This is a genomic window from Legionella massiliensis (assembly GCF_000756815.1).
GTDB classification, from domain to species: domain Bacteria; phylum Pseudomonadota; class Gammaproteobacteria; order Legionellales; family Legionellaceae; genus Tatlockia; species Tatlockia massiliensis.
The window spans coordinates 34759-53785 of record NZ_CCVW01000003.1; the positions used below are offsets into that span (position 1 = coordinate 34759).

Genomic DNA, 19027 nt, shown 5'->3' on the forward strand with positions numbered 1-19027 from the left:
GAATTATGGCAGTGGACTCAGTTAGCAGTGCAAATGCAGGCTTAAATTCTATGTTGGGGCAAGCCAGCGCAAACCAGAATAAAGGTCTTGGTCAAAAGGATTTTTTAAAGCTGATGATTGCCCAGGCACAAAATCAGGATCCCTTAGAGCCACAAACTAATGGTGATTTCTTAGGTCAGTTAGCTCAATTTAGTACAAACGATGGCATTACTAAGATGCAAGAATCCATCGAGCAACTGGCTTCTTCGCTACAGTCTAATCAGGCCTTGCAAGCGTCTTCACTAGTTGGCCGCAAGGTGTTAGTCAATAGCGATAGTATGAATTTGGATACAGATGGTGAGGCAAAAGCAGCAGTAGATGTGCCAACAACGGTTGATAACTTAACTGCTTCCATTTATTCAGAGAAGGGTGAACTCATCAGGAAAATTCCTCTTGGCCAGCATTCCCCAGGGCTTTTTACCTTTGGTTGGGACGGCCTAAATCAAAAAGGAGAGCGTCAGCCAGCTGGAAAATACACCCTTAAGGTTAGTGGTGTCTATTCTGGTCAAGAAGTTGCATTAAAAACTATGACAGCAGCGAATGTTGACAGTGTAAGCCTGGGACAAGGTAGTGACGGAATTAAACTAAATGTTGCAGGTGTAGGTACTGTTGCGCTGAATGATGTAAAAGAAATAACGAATTAAAAACTGACGTTAAAATATTATCCATGCAGGAGGCACTATGATCTTTGGTACAGGACTAAGCGGGCTTAAAGCGGCATCGAGTGATTTAGCTGTGGTTGGTAACAATATTGCTAACTCATCAACAACGGGCTTTAAAGGCTCAAGAGCCCTGTTTGCTGATGTCTATGCAAACAGCTTTTATAACGGCAGTAACTCAATTGGAGATGGGGTTAGCGTAGCAGGAATCCAGCAAACCTTTGGCCAAGGCAATCTTAGTTTTACGAATAACAGCCTTGATATGGCTATAAACGGCTCTGGCTTTTTTATATTGCATGATAATGGTTCGCCGGTATACACCCGGGCAGGAGCCTTTGGCATTGATAACAAGGGGTTTATTGTTAACAATGTGCAGCAAAGATTGCAGGGGCTGCTAGCAGACCAAAATGGTAATATCGGTAGCATTGCTGGCGATTTGCAACTGCAAACAGGAAATATCAGTCCTAAAACTACTACCTCAATAACTGCAGGATTGAATTTATATGCTAACTCAACACCACCAACTGTTGCTTGGACAGGTGGTGCAACACCTGCCTCTGACACCTATAACAACGTGACCTCTTCTACAATTTACGATAGCTTGGGTAACTCACATGTGCTTTCAATGTATTTTATACATGCTGATGGTACTGCAGCTGCAGGCTCTCCCAATGCCTCATCACCAGCTAATACTGAAAACCAATGGTATGTTGCCTTTCAACTGGATAATCAAAACGTCCCAGCGAATGTTGGCGCCACAAACTCAGCAAATTTATTCCGTGCAAATTTTAGTAGTGATGGCAGCTTTGTTGGGGTTTCCGATGTCACCAATACTCCTTTAGCCAATAAACTGATTCCCTTAACAATGAACCTGACTAATGGTGCTAATCCGCTCAACTTTACTGTTGACCTATCGGAGAGTACGCAATTTGGCAGTCCCTTTGCTGTGCAATCGAATACACAAGATGGCTATACCACAGGACAGTTGAACAGTGTGGATATTGACCAGGACGGTATTTTGTTTGGCCGATATACCAATGGCCAATCGCAGAAATTAGGGCAAATCCAATTAGCCAATTTCACTAATTTAAATGGTTTGCAGCCTATTGGTAATACAAGCTGGGCAGAAACTTCTGCTTCAGGCCAAGCTTTGATTGGCAATCCTGGAACTGCAAGTCTTGGTTTAGTTCAATCGGGAGCTCTTGAAGATTCCAATGTCGATCTCACCGGGGAGTTAGTGAACCTGATTACTGCGCAGCGCTATTTTCAGGCCAATGCACAAACAATCAGGGCGGGTGACACAATAACTCAGACGATTATTAATATTACTTAAGATTAATCCTTCTCCTCACTATCCGAATTCCCGCGGTCAAGCCGCGGGAATTCGGATAGTGAGGAGAAGGGGATTAAGCAATAGGCACTACCATTAAGTTAAGGGCGCAACATCAAAACCGTTCGGGCTGAGGAGGCTTTTAGGCCGTCTCGAAGCCTTGCTGACTGTGACGCTTCGAGACGTGTGCTTGCGCACAGACCTCAGCGCGAACGGTTATAAAAACCCTTAACTTAATGGAAGTGTAAGCAATAGGAGGCAGGAATGGATCCAGTTTTATATAACTCAATGAATGGTTCGCGAGTTGATTTTTATCGCCAGCAAATTACCGCGAATAATATGGCGAATATCAATACAACCGGATTTAAAGCAGATATGTTTGCAGCGCAGTCTTTATATATTAATGGCTCTGTATTGTCAGGCGAGGCCCTGGCTGTACAGCAGCAAAATGGCAATGACTTCTCTGATGGCCCATTGATGACAACCGGTAGAGATCTTGATGTGGCTATTCAAGGAAATGGTTGGTTTGCTGTAAATGATTCAAAGGGCAAAGAGGCATATACCAGGGCTGGAGAATTACATATTACCGAGAATGGCATGCTGGTGAATGCATCGAAACAACCCGTCTTAGGCGACGGCGGGCCTATATCTATTCCCCCTGCCCAAAGGGTTGAGATTGGTACAGATGGAACAATATCGATAGTGCCTCTTGAGGGCCCCCCTGGTGAGGTTGCTGTAATCGATCGCATAAAAATGGTTCGTTTAAAGCCACAAGAGGTGGTTAAGGGCCCTGATGGCCTAATGAAATTGGCAAAGGGAGGCATTGCGCCTGCTGATGCTAATCTGGTGCTAGTGAAGGGGGCTATCGAAGGATCAAATGTCAATCCTGTCGAACAGATGGTAGGTATCATCAATACAGGCCAGGAATTTAATACAAAAATGAAGATAATGGGAACTGCTGACAGCAATGCGCAGAAATTGGCACAGCTTTTGCAGTTATGATTTCTAATTTTCAATAAGAACAGGGAAAGGTTATGGAACCAGCCTTATGGGTCTCAAAGACAGGACTTGACGCACAAGATCAACATATCGCGACCATCGCCAACAATTTGGCGAACGTCAATACTACTGGTTTTAAGAAAGGCCGGGCAGTATTTGAGGATTTGATTTATCAAAATTTTAGTCAGGCAGGAGCGCAGTCAACACAAACTACTGAAATCCCTACTGGTATTAATATGGGTAGCGGTGTTCATCTTGTTGCGACGCAAAAAATATTCACAGAAGGTAACACTTTAAATACCCAAAATCCCTTTGATGTGGCAATTATGGGAAAGGGTTTTTTTCAAGTTCTATTACCAGATGGTACCCAGGCTTATACACGGGATGGTACCTTTCAGATCAGCCAACAAGGACAACTTGTCACTGCGAATGGCTTTGTTATTCAACCGCCAATTAATATTCCTCAACAGGCTTTGAATGTCACAATTGGCCAGGATGGTACTGTTTCTGTATTGGTTGCCGGTAGTACTACGCCCACGCAACTGGGTAGTATTCAGCTGAGTGATTTCATCAATCCAGCAGGTTTGCAGCCAATGGGACAAAATCTCTTTTTACCTACTGTGGCCAGTGGTGCGGCACAACTGGACAATCCTGGAAACTCAGGGCTTGGTACCCTTATGCAGGGCTCATTGGAAGCATCTAATGTGAATGTTGTCGAGGAATTAGTAAATATGATCCAAGCTCAACGCAGTTATGAAATCAATGCTAAGGGTATCCAAACTGTAGATAATATGCTGCAGTATTTGAATCAAACCATGTAATCGGGTAAGTCAATGATTATTTTTCGTTCTTTATTGGGGATTTTTGTTTTGTCAGTTATTGCTGGCTGTGACACGTTAAATCCCCCATACCCGGGAACTCGTTCGGAGTATGCGCCGACCTATCCGGCAACCCCTGATCCCAAACAAATTCGTCATGTGAATGGCGCAATTTATAATCCAGAAACGGCTTTGCCGCTGTTTGAAACGCCACGAGCGAGGCATCCTGGTGATTTGGTGACGGTTTTTTTAATCGAGAAAACAGATGCACAAAAGAAAGCAACCATGCGTGGACAGAAAAACGATACAGCAACAATTGTTAACTCGACAGTATTTGGTAAACCAATAAGTGTTGCTGGTGGTTACAGTATGGATTTCAATTTAAATGCGCAGCGTCAGCTTGATAGCGGCGGACAGGAAATTCAAAATAATAAATTGGCAGGTAGCATCTCAGTGACCGTTTCTAAGGTGCTTGCTAATGGCAACATGCTAATTCAGGGTGAGAAATGGGTGAAAATCAATCAGGGTGATGAGTATATAAGGCTTTCAGGGATTATCAGGCCGCAAGATATCCGACCAGATAATTCAGTTAGCTCTGATCGCATTGCTAACGCAAGAATCGCTTACGGCGGGGTAGGACAGCTGAATAATATGAATGCTCAAGGCTGGTTCTCGCGATTTGTTTGGGGTCCATTGTTCCCAACCTAGCCTCTATAACAGGATGAGTTAATGCATAAAATTTATCTGGCATTTCTATTCTTTCTCTGTAGCACTTTGACCTCATCACTGTGCGCGGAACGCATTAAAGATTTGGCGACTCTCGCTGGGGTGCGTGTCAACCAGTTGGTTGGTTATGGCTTAGTTGTGGGACTTGACGGTACAGGAGATCGAACGGGTACACGCTTTACCGAAGAGAGTTTTGCCAATATGTTGGTTCAAATGGGGGTGAATGTGCCTCCTGGTGCTAAGTTGAATTCAAAAAACGTAGCGGCTGTAATGGTGACTGCCTATTTAAGTTCCTTTATGAAAAAAGGCCAGACTATGGATGTTAATGTCTCGTCCATTGGTGATTCTAAGAGTCTTAGAGGTGGAACCTTGCTGCTCACTCCTTTAAAAGGAGCTGATGGACGTGTCTATGCAATGTCTCAGGGTAATCTGATAGTTGATGCGCTTGCGGTGTCTGGTCAAGATGGCTCAAGCGTGACAGTGAACGTTCCTAGCGGTGGGCGTATTCCCAATGGTGCGACAGTGGAAGCTGATATTCCCAATCCCTTTTATGTTTCAAGATCCCTTACTTACAATTTGCATAGCCCGGATTTTACAACAGCAAAACAAATGGTTGATGCCATTAATGAAATGATGGGACCAGGTACAGCGCGGGCAGTTGATGCTGCTTCCATTGAAGTAACAGCGCCGAAATTGATGTCGAGCCGGGTTGAATACGTATCAGTTCTAGAGAATATCCAATTTACACCGGGCGAAGCTGAGGCTAAAATCATTATCAACCCAAGGACTGGAACAATTGTTATGGGACAGCTAGTGCATGTTAAACCCGCAGCAGTGTCACATGGGAATTTGGTGGTATCGATTAGCGAAAATCCCCAAGTTAGCCAGCCTAATCCCTTTGCTCGAGGCCGAACAGTTGTAGTTCCTGATTCACAAATTAGTGTAGAGCAACGAGGTAATCGTACCTTCTTATTTGCTCCTGGGCCTTCTTTAAAAGATATTGTGAGAGCAATTAACGCAGTTGGTGCTACGCCAGGCGATTTGGTTGCCATCCTTGAGGCCTTAAAGCAAGCAGGTGCGTTGAATGCAACGATAATTATTATTTAATACCCGTTCAGGGGGAGTATTTGAATCTTGGTGAAAGTATGGATTTGAGCGCAGGTTGTGAGAAAAACCGCAAAAAAATGCGCAGCATAGCTGTCTATGTGAGTAGTTTTTTTGCGGTTTTTCTCGCAAGATGCGCCAAATACAGACTTTCTGTGAATAGGGAGTTATTTAGCAGGGTGAGTTTATGGCAATTGAAGGAGTAGCCGTCAGTGATTTCCAGAGTTTGCAGGATTTGAGGGTAAAGGCGCAGCGCGATCCGAATAAGGCCTTGCCTGAGGTTTCCAAGCAATTTGAAGCAATTTTTCTGCAGTCCATGCTCAAAAGCATGCGTATGGGCCAACATTTTCTCGATGATTCGAGCCCCTTCAAATCGCAAACTGAAGACACCTTTCGGGAAATGTTAGACGCCCAATATGCTGAAAAAATTGCTAAAGGGAAGGGTATTGGTTTGGCTGCTATGCTAACTAAACAATTGGCAAAAGCAGAAGAGGCTGGAGCAACTGATTCAACCGTGACGAACAAAAAGGCAGTGGAGCAGTCATTACTTGCTTCACGAATAGCGCCTAGGCAAGAGCCAGCGCCGTCTAAGGCTGATAGTGCAAATGTTGATGATTTTGTTAAATCAGCCTGGCCTTACGCACAACAGGCAGCTAGTCTCTTAGGTTTGGATCCCAAAGTCCTGCTTGCGCAAGCTGCACTTGAAACAGGCTGGGGACACTATGTTAGCAAAGATGCAGATGGCTCCAGCTCAAATAATTTATTCAATATCAAATCAACTGCAGCTGCAGAAGGTGACTCAGTGCAGGTTAAAACAACAGAATATATTGCTAATAATGCGATTAAGGTCAATGCCTCTTTTAAGAAATATCCCTCAATTGAAAGTAGCTTCAATGACTATGTATCCCTAATCAAGAACAACGAACGCTATGGCGATGCCTTGGCAAACACAGCGAATCCCGAACGTTATATTGATGAATTGCATCGCGCTGGCTATGCAACGGATCCGCAATACGCTTCAAAAATTTTGTCAATTTATCATGGTGATGAATTGCAACAGGCATTAGAGCGTAATGGTTTTTCGGTTTTTCCGACTTGAAGAAGATTTAAGACATGTAGCCTGGATGCAGCGAAGCGGAATCCGGGAAGTCGTACCACTGCTCCCGGATTCCGCTTCGCTGCATCCAGGCTACGGTATTGTCATTCCCGCGAAGGCGGGAAACCATTGCATAAAACGAAATATGGAAATTGACTTATATTAAAGGAGTAAGGGCATGGCGGGGCTTTTAAATATTGCATCATCAAGTCTTAATGCTTTTCAACGCGCTTTGGCGGTAACAGGTAATAACATTGCGAATTCCAGTAATAAGGCCTACACACGCCAAACTGCGCAATTTTCCCCCTTACCCTCACAACGATATGCCGGTTCATTTATTGGAGGCGGGGTCAACATTTCTGCGGTTAGACGACACGATGATCGCTTTGCTGATAGCCAGGTTAGAGAAGCCCTCACAACAAAATCACAATACGACACCTTTTATCAGCAAGCCCTGCAAATTGATAAGCTACTCTCAGAAAAGGGAACAAGCGTTTCCACCAATCTACAAACATTTTTTAATGCGCTGGGACAATTAAATGAGGCACCTGATAGCTTGGCTTCACGCAGCTTAATGCTGCAACAGAGCCAATTACTTGTTGATCAATTTAATTCCTTGCAGCTGCGTTTGGATGAGTATCAACGGAATAATAGTGCGCAAATTAGTGAAGCTGTTGCTCAAATCAATGATATTAGTGCAAGTCTTGCTGAAGTGAATAAGCAGTTAACAGGCGCACCAGGTGCCCCTGAGCTATTAGATATGCGTGATGACTTGTTACGCGAATTGTCAAAATATACGAATGTTACGGTTGTCGATCAAGGTGATACCGGCATCAGCGTTGCCATAGGTAATGGGCAAATGCTGGTTATGGGGTCTGAGTATAGGCTGTTAGGGGTTAACCCTAATACCTCGCCACAAGTTGGCACCGAAATTTACCTTGTTAATGGACTAGGAAAAATTGATCTGACTAATAATTTACATTCGGGCATGCTGGGTGGCTTGCTTGAATTTGAAGACTCTGTGCTTGGGACGGCTTCACAGATCTTAGGACAAATGGCTATAGGGTTGGCTGATGAATTCAATCGCCAGCATACCCTGGGTATGGATATGAATAGTCAGATTGGTAAGAATTTTTTCAATGATTATAACCAAGGCAATTTGCAATTATCACGGTCAATTCCCGAAAGCGGCAATACGGGGACCGGTGTTTTATCGGTAGCTATTTCCAATATCAGTCAAACCCAGATCAGTGATTATGAGTTAATTGTCACTGATACCTCAACCAATCAGGTTAGGCTGATACGCCAATCCGATGGGCAGTCAACCACCTTGAATTGGAGTTCATCTCCACCAACACCACCGGCAGGGCAGCTAGTTCTCGATGGTATGACGATTACCGTAGATAATATCGCCAATCTTGCCAATGATGATCGCTATATGATAAGCCCTACTCGTGGTGCTGCTAGGGACTTGAAGCTCAGTATTCAAGATCCCCGCGAGCTTGCCTTTGCATCGCCGGTGAGGTTAACAACTCCTTTATCCAATACAGGGGAGGGGCGTATAAGCTTGGGCGATATCTTCAATACTGGTACTCCGATAAACAAAGAATACAGCATTCAATTTATTTCTCCGACCCAGTACAACTTAGTGAATGTCACCGATTCGACAACAACAGGACCTTTTCCCTTTGTACCTAATACGGATAATACGATAATGATTCCTGATTCAGTGAATCCTTCCTATTCAGTTATCTTATCGGGCATCCCAAATACTGGTGATAGTTTTACCGCTTCCTATAACACGGGTGGATATGGGGATAACCGCAATGGATTAAAGCTGGCCGCTCTACAGCAGTCTCAGATTTTTGATGGGAGCACAGAGAGTATCTTTGATAAATACTCAGATTTGATTACTGGAGTTGGTGGGGTGACCTATCAAGCTAAAACACGTAGTGATGCTGCTGATATTCTTTATCAACAGGCTGTCGATTATCGGGAATCTAAAAGTGGGGTGAATTTGGATGAGGAAGCGAGCAATTTGTTGCGCTTTCAACAGGCTTATCAGGCTGCAAGCAGGGTAATGTCTGTTTCAAATCAGATCATGGATGCTTTATTTGCTGCAATGGGGTGATAGATGCGAATTTCAACAAATCAAATTTTTCTCCAAGGTTTAAATGGGATGCTAACGCAACAAATTAAAACCTTGAAATTGCAACAGCAGCTTTCTTCACAAAAGAAAATTCAGTCGCCTTCAGACGATCCTATTGCTGCCGCGCAAATTGACATGATGAAGCGGCGAATTAGTGACACTGAGAATTTGCAGAAAAATCGCGATGCTGCAGTTGGTGAATTAAGTTTTGAAGAAAGTGTTTTAGCGAATGTGATCAATGTTTTGCAACGTTTACGAGAACTACAGGTACAGGCTGGAAATACCGCCTTATCGGAAACTGATCGTACGGCCATGTCAGAAGAAGCCCAAAATATACTCGGGCAGCTAGTTGATTTGGGAAATACTACGGATAGTAATGGTTATTATTTATTTAGCGGTAGTAAAACCACGACCCAACCCTTTACCATGAATGCCGGGCAATATATCTATAATGGCGATCAGACCCAGCGCTTTCAGTTGATTAGCAGCGGTTTACAACTACCAGTCAATGATAATGGCAGCGATATTTTTATGCGTATTCCTAATGGCAATGGCACCTTCACCGTCGGCCCAACAGCAACAATCAACAGTGGTTCGGCTGTGGCGGATACAGGGTCTGTTGTCAATGCTGCTGCCTATGTTAAAGATGACTATACCCTTAGTTTTGCATTAAATAGCTCTAATCAATTAGTGGTTATGGTGAATGGACTGGCTACTGGCCCTGTCATTCCACCTACTGGACTCCCTAATGATGCCCCACTGTACCAGGCTGGTGCCGCAATCAATTTTAATGGCATTCAATTAACTATCACTGGAACACCACAACCAGGTGACAGCTTTGCAATTAACCCCACGCAAAACGAATCGATTTTTTCAACAGCAATGCGTATTGTTGCCAATTTGACTCAGTCCTTCTCAACAGCCAGAGATAAGGCCCTCGTGCAAACTGAAAATAACCAACTCATGGAACAGCTTGATAGTGCTTTGAATAATATCCTTAATTTTCGCGCGCAACTTGGTGCTCGCTTAAATCAATTGGATGTAGCAGATCAGATCAATGGTGATGTTATCGAAATTAGCCAGGAAACTTTATCAACTCTTGAGGATGTTGATTTGGCTGAGGCAGCAGTAAGACTAAACCTGCAACAAGTCTATCTACAAGCAGCCCAGCAAAGTTTTGCCAAAATTCAGGGATTAACGGTGTTTAATTATATTTAGGTTATTTCCCTTATTCTTAAAACCTGTTCTTTAGATAATTCCTATGGGGCTACTATCCTGTTGATATTAACAATCCAACCTTCCAAATGACCAAGCATATTATCACTGCAATTAATATGTCATGGAGCCAAGGTGATGGTAAGGTTGACTACTGTGCAGATCTAAAAGATGTAAAAGTTGATGTTACCGCTGAAAGCGGTGAAACAACCCGCATGGATTTCCAGGCCTTTTCATACTTGATTAAAAAATACGCTACCCCTAAATTACCCCCAGAAGACAGAGAAAAACTGTTAGCTATTTCTGATACCGATTTCGATGATAAAGCCATTAAGAGCTATGTTGGCGATGTTGTAAAAACGAAGAGTGGATCACTGTTAAGAACAATTCCTGACACGGAAGGCGGTAGAGAAATTTGCACAAATTTATTTAAAGTGCTTAAAAACGATCCCGCTTTTCTAGAAATCATTAGGTCTCCAAACATTGACGCAAAAGTTAGCCCTGAAGATCTGATAGTCTTGGCTAATTTTATCCCTAATGGTGTTGGCTTTGGCGATAATAAATTAAGTTTAGTAGCAGCTAGCAAGGATCTTTTAGCAGAGAGAAAAATAGAGCTGGAAAGCAAACTTGCTGCTATGAAAGAATCCATATATACCAAGGTTAAGGGAAAGTTAGATGCTTTAGGAGATCCCTATACAGTTGATGTTAGAGACAAAGCTACAATTTCAGCAGCTATTGATGCTATGGGTACAGATATCCTAAAAGATAATAATATAGCACAGTTTGAATAAGTTGTGCTCAATGTGGCTACGAACAAAGTGTTCAGCGATAGATTAAAAATGCAACCAGCTGTACAAGAGGCATTGACAGGCATAGACCCATCTATACAAGAAAAAATAGCATTGAAAATATATCAACCACCAGCCAACGATAAATTTAATAGGGTTGAAGTTGATGCGATGGTAAAGCGTGTTGCTCTCGACGTAAAAATACTAGTCGCAGCGCCAGTTAAAGACAAATTTTATGAAGATCCACATGTTAAAGAGTTTATCAATACACTAAATGCCCTTGCAGCTGTAAGACCAATAACTGCAGAACGAGAAGCCCAGGTAGAAAGAATGTCAGAGGCGATAGTAACCGCTGTAAAAAGCTTTGCTCAAAACCCTAATGTTGCTGATATGAGTAATCATCTCCAAGAGAACTATGAGATATTACAGGATAAATATAATACAACACCAAATTACAGTGATGTTGTTGAACCTGAGAAAAGAGGGGGCTCCTAGGTAGAGACTCATTTATAGTCAAACCTAGTCAGTCTATGAAAGGACAGTTGCAGTCACTGATTGATGGTGATGCGAAGCCAGGGGAACAAAATATTCTGAGTTTTTAATCTTAATCGGAGTTGTTTTTTTTGTTTAATAAATGATCTTAATGAAAAGATTTTAATCCCTTATAATACGCATTCGGTGATAAAAATGGAAATTAACATAATGAGATTACTTAAAGCTGTTGAAATAGGTCAGATTGCCACTGCCAGAGTTTTTATTGCAGAAGGCGACGATGTGAATGAATTTTCTGAGTCGGGAAATTGCCCGCTTCTTGAAGCAGCAAACTGTAATGGTACTCAAATGGTGGCGCTTCTGTTAAAACATGACGCAGCTCCTGATGTTCATGATATGAGAAAAAATACCCCTCTTTCATGGGCAATAAAGCATAAAAATGCAGAAATGGAAAATCTGATTAATACTGCGCTTGAAAATCAAACTCAGTCTACGCTCAGAATGTAATATCTGAGGGCAGAAACTGCCTTCTCCATTCCCAGGCATTGTTGCCTGGATAAAGGTGAAGCAATCCATAGTTCTGGGCTCTGAACCTTAGATTGCTTTGTCACTACGTTCCTCGCAATGACTGGATGAGAGGCGGCTCTAGCACGATCCCTCATCTATCCTTCAGACACCGTTCTTTGAGGGGCGTGTGTGTAAGCACAGGTCTCGAAGCGTCACAGAGTGCAAGGCTTCGAGACGGCCTAAAGGCCTCCTCAGCCCGAACGGTTCTAATGTATCGTCCTTACTTAATGGCAGTGACCCTAACATAGCCCGTCATCCTGAGCGTAGCGAAGGATCTCCGGGACTAGCACAATGCCTCATTCATGAGATCCTTAGCTACACTCAGGATGACGGAAGGGGGAGACCTCTTACTAATTACTTACAACCCCCCTGAAGGAACATTTGCACTCCTCTCTTCATAACTATCAAAGAAAGCCTCGCCATAAGTTGCGCTATTAATTTGTGCACCATTTTGAAGTAGTAATTTGGCTGCTGCTTGAGCCTCGGGAGTAACTGTATCTTCATCTATTGTAGACGACAATACATAGAGTGGGGGAGGATCACCTGCATTGACATCAGCACCATTTTCAAGAAGGTGGGCGATTACTTCACTTGAAGGTTTTGTGTTCGATACGGCATGATGAAGGGGAGTCAACTCATTTTGATCGGCTAGCTCTACCTTTGCCCCATGAGTTGATAGCAAAAGAACCATTTCGAAATTACCATGGTGTGCGGCATAATGCATCGCGGAGGTTTTATTTTGAGGATTAATAAAGTTGACATTGGGTGTACCTAAGTCAATTAACTTTTTCATTACCTCGAGTTGATTACTAGATGCAGCTTCATAAAAGGGGGTAGTAGTCTTACCACTTTGTGTATTGAGTTGACTTCTATCCTTTTTGACTATTTGCTCTACTATCATTGGATATCCATAGGCTGCTGCAATATGAATAGCTTTCAAGCCATCACTGCGTTTAAGGTCGTAATTGGCATCTTTGCTAAGTAAAAGATCCACAATGGAGGTAAAACCACCATCGGCTGCAATATGTAAAGGCGTTGCTCCCATAAAACCGCGGGCGTTAATATTGGAGCCATGCTCAATAAGCACCGTTGTGGTGAGTAGTTCTCCATTTCTGACAGCGTAGTGCAGAGCGGTATCCTTATTAGCAGTGGTACTAGCAAGCAGAGCTGCACACTGTTCTGGGTTTAATCCATTCAATTGATTGGCAATTAGGACGTCTAAGCCGTATTCAGCTGCAGTAATAAAGCTATAGTTACTTCTCAGAATCTCAGGCCGCATATGAGTCCAGTATTTGTGGAAAAAGGCTTTATACGCCTCTTCGCTTTCCAGCTCTTTTGCACTTAGAGTTGAATTAACTAAGGCTTTCCAGAAATTTCCATCTCCTGTAACGCCGCTAAATTCTGTCTTAAAAAATTCTAACAAATTCGTCCAGCTAGCTGGCCAGCTTTCTATCGAATTTTTTAACTGCTCAATTTTCTTTTGCATTAGATTTTCCTTCTATTTCATTTTTACACTTTGTTCTTGTGACTTTTCTTCTGTTTCAATAACCTCAGGGGCTGACGGAATTTCAGTTTTCTTAACTGCATCAGTTTTTAACACTTTTTCTTCTTTTGCTTCAATCTTTTTAACTACTTTCTTAGGATTGGCATCCATCTTTGTCATCATCAATGATACGGAGCACTCTGATTCAGCCTCGCTTGATAAAGCGGGTTCACTTGCAATTTGTTGTAAGAGAGCGGCTGCTTTATTATGGCTTATACGCTGATCTGGATCTTTATGGGTTAGGGCTTCCAAGACCCTTTGATACTCTTGTCCCTGCGGTGTTTTGAACACCGGCAAATCATAATTTAAATCCATCCTACCTGTAGCTAGCAAGTCCTCATCAGCTTTACCTGTGAGAGAAACATAAAGTAATATGCCCACTTGATAACTGTATTCCTTTTGCCATTCATTAAAAAAATATTCACGAACTTGACTACCGATATCCTTGGTACTTTTTTCATCAGGTTTAAAGCTAAATAGTCGGTTGTTGAAACCTTCTGAAGAGAGAAATCCAGTAGTGGTGTTTGCATTCCAATTACAGGCTACTTTGTCACCTGATTGTTGTAAAAATACCGTATTAATATCTACCAACCCCTTAAAATCAGCTACCGCTAAGCTTCCATCGTCCCTTGCGAGCAGATTTCCTGGTTTTATATCAGTCCAAACGATATTCTCTTGGCTTAAGGTTGTTAGCATAGTAGAAAGTTGTTCTGCTATGTCAGCTGTTTCAGTATAGATACTGTCCGAATGTTGTGGGAGCTTTACTTTCTCATTAAAACTCATAGGGAATTGTTCAATACAACTAACCACTATGCTGTTTTGATAAGAATCCCTGGTTGTGCCTGGGTTAAGAGCTTGATTCTTCGTGCATGCCGCTGTGAATTTGGGATTATTTGCTTTGACGAATAGAGCCTGACCATAAGTGACTGGTAGAAAACTTGCGGTACCTGCTCTGCTTAATCGCCCAATAGCATCGATCTGGGTTTGGTCTATAGGCATTCCTTGTACTGTAACTGCTGCATTTTTCGTGTTTACTTTCATATTGAAATTATTGTTTCCAACAAAGAGTAAGTTTCCTGAATCAAGGCCTTTGGGAATGCTTTTAAGCACTGTATTACAGCTTTCATCCCTCTCCTTGGGTTTTTTATCTATCTGTGATTTATAGCTTTTTGATAGACTTAGAGTTGATTTTTTTTCAGCTAAATGTACTGCCAAATGTTCCCTAAAGGGAATTAGGCTATCCGCTAGTTCTTGATTTTCATCTTCAAGAGAAGATGCTTTTTTCTTTCGCTTAAAAGGTAATCTAGAGCCAATTCTACTGAGCATGATAGTAGTTCAAAAAAGGAATTGTTCTTTAAGTATAGTTAAAATTGAGTTCTTTTTGATTTAAATTTAGTCAATTTGTTTTTTTGAAATGAGGTAACATGAGATAGAGCAAACGCCAGGGAGATGGTTGGCGTTTGCATTTAGAAAAATACTAGGATCTATTTTAAACGGGAAAAAAGTTGACTAGAGAAAAACTTACCTCTAGTCAACAAACTAAAACTATTGACTACCAGCTAAACTATTTACTCCTACAAAGGCTGCATTTGGATCTATGACATTTCCTCCAGCCGAGTTAGGTACTATAGTAGGGCTGCTCCAAGACTTACCACCATCAAAGGTAGTGTAGGCGATGTTCACACTTACACCGTTAATAGTGGCACGACCAACACCTGTGCACAGAAGACCTGTGGCGGTACAGGAAAGATTACCGATTGAAGCAGATCCTGTAGAGCCTTCGAGAGCGGTTAATATAATTGGTGCAGACCAACTATTTCCACCGTCATTAGAACTATAAACCAGGGGAAGGTTAATCTTAGATGGCAAACTACCTCCTCCTGTCGCAATACAGTGTGTCACGGTGCTGTCGCAAGCAACGCTAGAACCACTATTGTTAGTGGCAGTAGGTATCGTTAGAAGGTTAACAGGGCCGTTCCAAGTAGCACCGCCATCAGTTGTTGTATAGGAAGTAGGATAGAGGGTTGAAAATACAAGCTGCTGAGTGGTAGGACCTGATACAGATGAGATCATAGCGCACTTCAGACCAGTTGCCGCATCACAGAAAATCGAAGAAGCCAGGGTTCCCGCTGGTGCAACTGGCCCAGACAACACTGTGTAAGCAGATCCCCAGGTTTTTCCCCCATCCGTACTGTGAACACTATATGAAACGCCTTGAGTTAGATTATTGCCAGCACCTACAGCTGTACAATTCATTCCCGTAGCGTCACAAGACACACTATTAAGTGAGTTAAAGGTATAAATAGCTGGGTCAAGAGGCGGTAAGGTTGATTGGGTCCAAGTACTACCACCGTCGAGCGAATAATAAGCAAGGTTAAGGTAATTTTGCGCAGCATCTACGTAAAATCCAACCGCGGTACAAAGCGTTCCATTAGAATTGCAATTCACCGCGTATAAGCCTACCGCTGTTGCGCCAGCTGGAGGAGTAGGTTGTGTTCCAGATAATGACCATTCAACACCGCCATTAGTTGTTGTATAAGTTATACCTATTCCAAGTCCAGGAGGGGAAAAACTTAAGGGAACTGATTCATTAGAGCCTACGGCAACACACTTCAAGCCAGTACTATCGCAGGATACGGCGTTGAGATAACCTTGGGTGTTCACCAGACTAATTGGTAAGTCTAAAAGATAAGACATGCTCCAGGAGAAACCTGCAGTGGTTGAACTGTTACTCGTTGGGTATTGATGCCCATTATAAAGGCTACCTACTGCAACTAGTTGTCTGCTCGGTAGTGGCGCCGTTGAAACTTGCAAGGCATTTGCAGGGAAGGGCGTATTACACATGAACTGGCTTGGAGTTCTATGATCTGCTTTAGTCTGACAGACTTTAGGAGCTATGCCCAGGGTTGTTGGCACTACTGAGCTACTAACTCGTAAATTCAGCGTACAACTTTGCCCTGTAAGTAAATAAAAGGGATTGCCACAAGCATTTATGCCTGTAGGGTTTACTGAAACACCAGGAATGTTTTCCATTGCTAGCCAGTTGGCAGGCCCACGATTGGTAACAGTATATTGCACGCTTACAGTACCGGTGGTTGGTACAACAACTCGCGTAGGTGTTATAGGTGCAATATCGAATGGGGCAACAGCATAGGCAGTACTTATCCCCATGCTGAGTAAAGCAACACTCATCATAGGATGCATTACAGATATATTTTTAATCATCTTCTCAATCCTTAAGCTACGTAACTGATACTAAATTGAAGTTCGTTGGTATACAGGTTTTTGCTTTTTAATCCCGATCCAACAGCCTGTCCGGGAGCAATTCCTAATTTACTAGTCCCTAGACTGGCAAACTCATAACCAACTCCCGCGCGCCAGTGGGTTGTAAGTGCTCTTTGTATCCCTGCGCCGAGTGTATAGGCTACTGTTGTTGTACTGTTAGATTGAAAGCCAGGGAAAGCAACTGCTTCTGGAATTAGGGTTGTTAGAGTAAAGTGTTTGGCACGGTTAAAACCAGCATCAATGCTCGCGCTAACATAAGGTTGAACCATATAGCCTAAATCGCCAATCAATTTTCCCTTTAAGCCAATACGGGCATGTTGAACGTTATAACGATACTTGTAGTTGCTAAATTGGGAGTCATCAAAATCCCAAACTCTACCAGAGAAATCCATTTTGCTATTTGCTGCGAAGGCTACCCCGAATTCACCTATTAGCTGGTCAATCAGCGTACCTTGCATACCTAAGAAAATTTCGCCGCTAAACACAGCTTTATCAGAATTTCCGCCTGTGAATCGCTTAGATATTCCTTCATCAAATGCAACTGTTTGCGACTTATTATTGTTATACCAGGCTGGGCCTAAGCTTAAAGTAGCTACTGGAGACCAAGATGAGGGAGTTGCAACCGGCCCCATCGTCCCAGCAAAAAGACTACTTGATGCAAGGGTTACTAATGAGGCGATATAGATTTGTTTTGTCTTCATTCATTTTCCTTAACGTAAGTAATTAAGACGATATTTAAAGAAGCAAGCTCAAGAAGTAAAAACTTGAGGTTGTATCCTTACTTTCTTAAATTATCATTATCAAAAGAATAATTAAATATCTTTGTAGAGGATTAAGTTAGAAAAAAGCTCATTAAGAACAAAGGGGTAGAGTTAATTGTTAAGCTGTTAGCATAATTTAAACCATATTGCATAAGGGTATTAGTCTTTTGTTTACAAGCTATTTCATTAAAGAAATTTCCTATCTTTTGAGTAATAAAATATTCTGTACTAGTTTTTTTATTTATACTTTAGATATTCCATCTGCTTTTTTGAACAGGGACAAAATTTATGTCCAAAGAAAAAGGGTTTAACAACTCTATAATGATCGGCAATTTAATCAAAGAAGCTTGGCAAAAAGTCTCGGGGGTTAAATCAATATTTTTCCTTAGCGGAATATTACTTCCTTTCTTCTATTTTATTGGTTTGATTTTTACAGCTGGATACTTAATAACCTATTCATTTAAAATAACATTTCATCTAAATACTATGCTCATTGGGATGGTTGTAATCTGCTTAGTCCTGTTATTAATTTTCTTCGGTATGTTTTTTCTAATCGCCCTAAATATCATTTTAGGTTTAAGACGAGCCATTGGCTTGCCCCTTTCTATCAAAACGGCATCATCCCAGTTTTTTCAAAACTTAGGCCCAATCTTTATTGTCTTCTTATTATGGTTTGCTCTAAATGGTGGCTTATTCTTTTTTGAAATAACGGGTGCTAATAGCATTCTTTTTAGAATTATTAGTGCCTTAGTTTTGTATTTACTGACACTTCCCTTACTCTGTCTCACTCTACCTTTTATTATCACACAACGTGTTTCTGCCAGCGTGGCTCTAGTTAAGACCTATCAAATCATGCGCAAGCAGGGCCTAATTATTGTTCTCGCTATCATCCTTATGGAAATAATTTTAGCTATTTCAATGATTCCCTTCGGTCTAGGAATTATCTGGACTGCCCCCATGTTTTATATTTTATCAGGCTTATTATTCAGAAATGCTGCGGGCTTACGCTCTATGTAGCATAAATGGAGTTAGTAATAAGATCTTTTAAATCTTAGCCAAAATGACAATAACCTATTGAATAATAAATTGATATTTAAATAACCAATATGACATATCGATATAAATAATTAGATTTATATGCAACTAACTGTTTAAAATTTGCCCGCTACATAATTGAACAATCATGAAGAATTAGAAGTAGTATGATTAATTTCTTCCATTGAAACATGGAAGGTAGCATACGAGTCTGATTTAATTAAAAACAGGCTTGTTGTTTAAATTAAGAAATCAGGAAAGTCCTTTTCATTGACGGTGATTACCTTACATAAAGGGATTTACATTTAGACTTTGTTTAGCACTTGTCTTAGTCAACCTGGCTACTACCTACTATTCCGAGTTGCTGCACTATCCTAATTCAAAATTAACAGGATGGCAGAACTAGGTTTATTTTTAATTT

General features: G+C 41.8%; 17 protein-coding genes. 13 read left to right on the top strand and 4 right to left on the bottom strand.

Annotated elements, in window-relative coordinates; translation table 11 throughout:
- Positions 1-5 precede the first annotated feature (5 nt).
- From BN1094_RS11815 to BN1094_RS11865, 12 genes are all read left to right on the top strand, one after another.
- The gene (locus BN1094_RS11815) at positions 6-683 is read left to right on the top strand and encodes a flagellar hook assembly protein FlgD (protein WP_052403269.1); all 678 of its coding nucleotides are present in this window, start codon (positions 6-8) and stop codon (positions 681-683) included.
- Positions 684-720: 37 nt separating this feature from the next.
- Positions 721-2031, top strand: coding sequence for a flagellar hook protein FlgE (flgE, locus tag BN1094_RS11820; protein WP_043874678.1), 1311 nt, complete (start codon positions 721-723; stop codon positions 2029-2031).
- Between the two features lie 261 nt (positions 2032-2292).
- A complete protein-coding gene (locus BN1094_RS11825) occupies positions 2293-3030 on the top strand; it encodes a flagellar basal body rod protein FlgF (protein WP_043874679.1) in 738 nt (245 codons plus the stop codon).
- A gap of 32 nt (positions 3031-3062) precedes the next feature.
- The gene (flgG, locus tag BN1094_RS11830; protein ID WP_043874680.1) at positions 3063-3848 is read left to right on the top strand and encodes a flagellar basal-body rod protein FlgG; all 786 of its coding nucleotides are present in this window, start codon (positions 3063-3065) and stop codon (positions 3846-3848) included.
- Positions 3849-3860: 12 nt separating this feature from the next.
- Complete coding sequence (locus BN1094_RS11835; protein ID WP_043874681.1) at positions 3861-4553, top strand: flagellar basal body L-ring protein FlgH; 693 nt, start codon at positions 3861-3863, stop codon at positions 4551-4553.
- Positions 4554-4574: 21 nt separating this feature from the next.
- The gene (locus BN1094_RS11840; protein WP_043874682.1) at positions 4575-5678 is read left to right on the top strand and encodes a flagellar basal body P-ring protein FlgI; all 1104 of its coding nucleotides are present in this window, start codon (positions 4575-4577) and stop codon (positions 5676-5678) included.
- A 184-nt stretch (positions 5679-5862) separates the two neighbouring features.
- Positions 5863-6774, top strand: coding sequence for a flagellar assembly peptidoglycan hydrolase FlgJ (gene flgJ, locus BN1094_RS11845; protein WP_043874683.1), 912 nt, complete (start codon positions 5863-5865; stop codon positions 6772-6774).
- 175 nt (positions 6775-6949) lie between these two features.
- Positions 6950-8902 carry a flagellar hook-associated protein FlgK gene (gene flgK, locus BN1094_RS11850; RefSeq protein WP_043874684.1) on the top strand — a complete coding sequence of 651 codons (1953 nt, stop codon included), beginning with the start codon at positions 6950-6952 and terminating at the stop codon, positions 8900-8902.
- A gap of 3 nt (positions 8903-8905) precedes the next feature.
- Positions 8906-10138 (top strand): flagellar hook-associated protein FlgL, encoded by a 1233-nt coding sequence (flgL, locus tag BN1094_RS11855; protein ID WP_043874685.1) that lies wholly within the window; start codon positions 8906-8908, stop codon positions 10136-10138.
- Positions 10139-10224: 86 nt separating this feature from the next.
- Positions 10225-10926 (top strand): hypothetical protein, encoded by a 702-nt coding sequence (locus tag BN1094_RS18895; protein ID WP_141650470.1) that lies wholly within the window; start codon positions 10225-10227, stop codon positions 10924-10926.
- A 48-nt stretch (positions 10927-10974) separates the two neighbouring features.
- On the top strand, positions 10975-11418 hold the full coding sequence (locus tag BN1094_RS18900) for a hypothetical protein (RefSeq protein WP_052403271.1): 444 nt from the start codon (positions 10975-10977) through the stop codon (positions 11416-11418).
- Between the two features lie 207 nt (positions 11419-11625).
- Complete coding sequence (locus tag BN1094_RS11865) at positions 11626-11922, top strand: ankyrin repeat domain-containing protein (protein WP_245614321.1); 297 nt, start codon at positions 11626-11628, stop codon at positions 11920-11922.
- Between the two features lie 418 nt (positions 11923-12340).
- On the opposite strand, the gene BN1094_RS11870 is transcribed toward BN1094_RS11865, so the two are convergent.
- From BN1094_RS11870 to BN1094_RS11885, 4 genes are all read right to left on the bottom strand, one after another.
- Positions 12341-13468 carry an ankyrin repeat domain-containing protein gene (locus BN1094_RS11870; RefSeq protein WP_043874687.1) on the bottom strand — a complete coding sequence of 376 codons (1128 nt, stop codon included), beginning with the start codon at positions 13466-13468 and terminating at the stop codon, positions 12341-12343.
- 12 nt (positions 13469-13480) lie between these two features.
- On the bottom strand, positions 13481-14851 hold the full coding sequence (locus BN1094_RS11875; protein WP_043874688.1) for a protein kinase family protein: 1371 nt from the start codon (positions 14849-14851) through the stop codon (positions 13481-13483).
- Positions 14852-15070: 219 nt separating this feature from the next.
- Complete coding sequence (locus BN1094_RS11880; RefSeq protein WP_043874689.1) at positions 15071-16750, bottom strand: sialidase family protein; 1680 nt, start codon at positions 16748-16750, stop codon at positions 15071-15073.
- Between the two features lie 11 nt (positions 16751-16761).
- On the bottom strand, positions 16762-17511 hold the full coding sequence (locus BN1094_RS11885) for an outer membrane protein (protein WP_043874690.1): 750 nt from the start codon (positions 17509-17511) through the stop codon (positions 16762-16764).
- Between the two features lie 348 nt (positions 17512-17859).
- Between BN1094_RS11885 and BN1094_RS11890 the strand changes: the two genes are divergently transcribed.
- Positions 17860-18588 (top strand): hypothetical protein, encoded by a 729-nt coding sequence (locus BN1094_RS11890; protein ID WP_043874691.1) that lies wholly within the window; start codon positions 17860-17862, stop codon positions 18586-18588.
- The last annotated feature ends 439 nt before the right edge of the window (positions 18589-19027 follow it).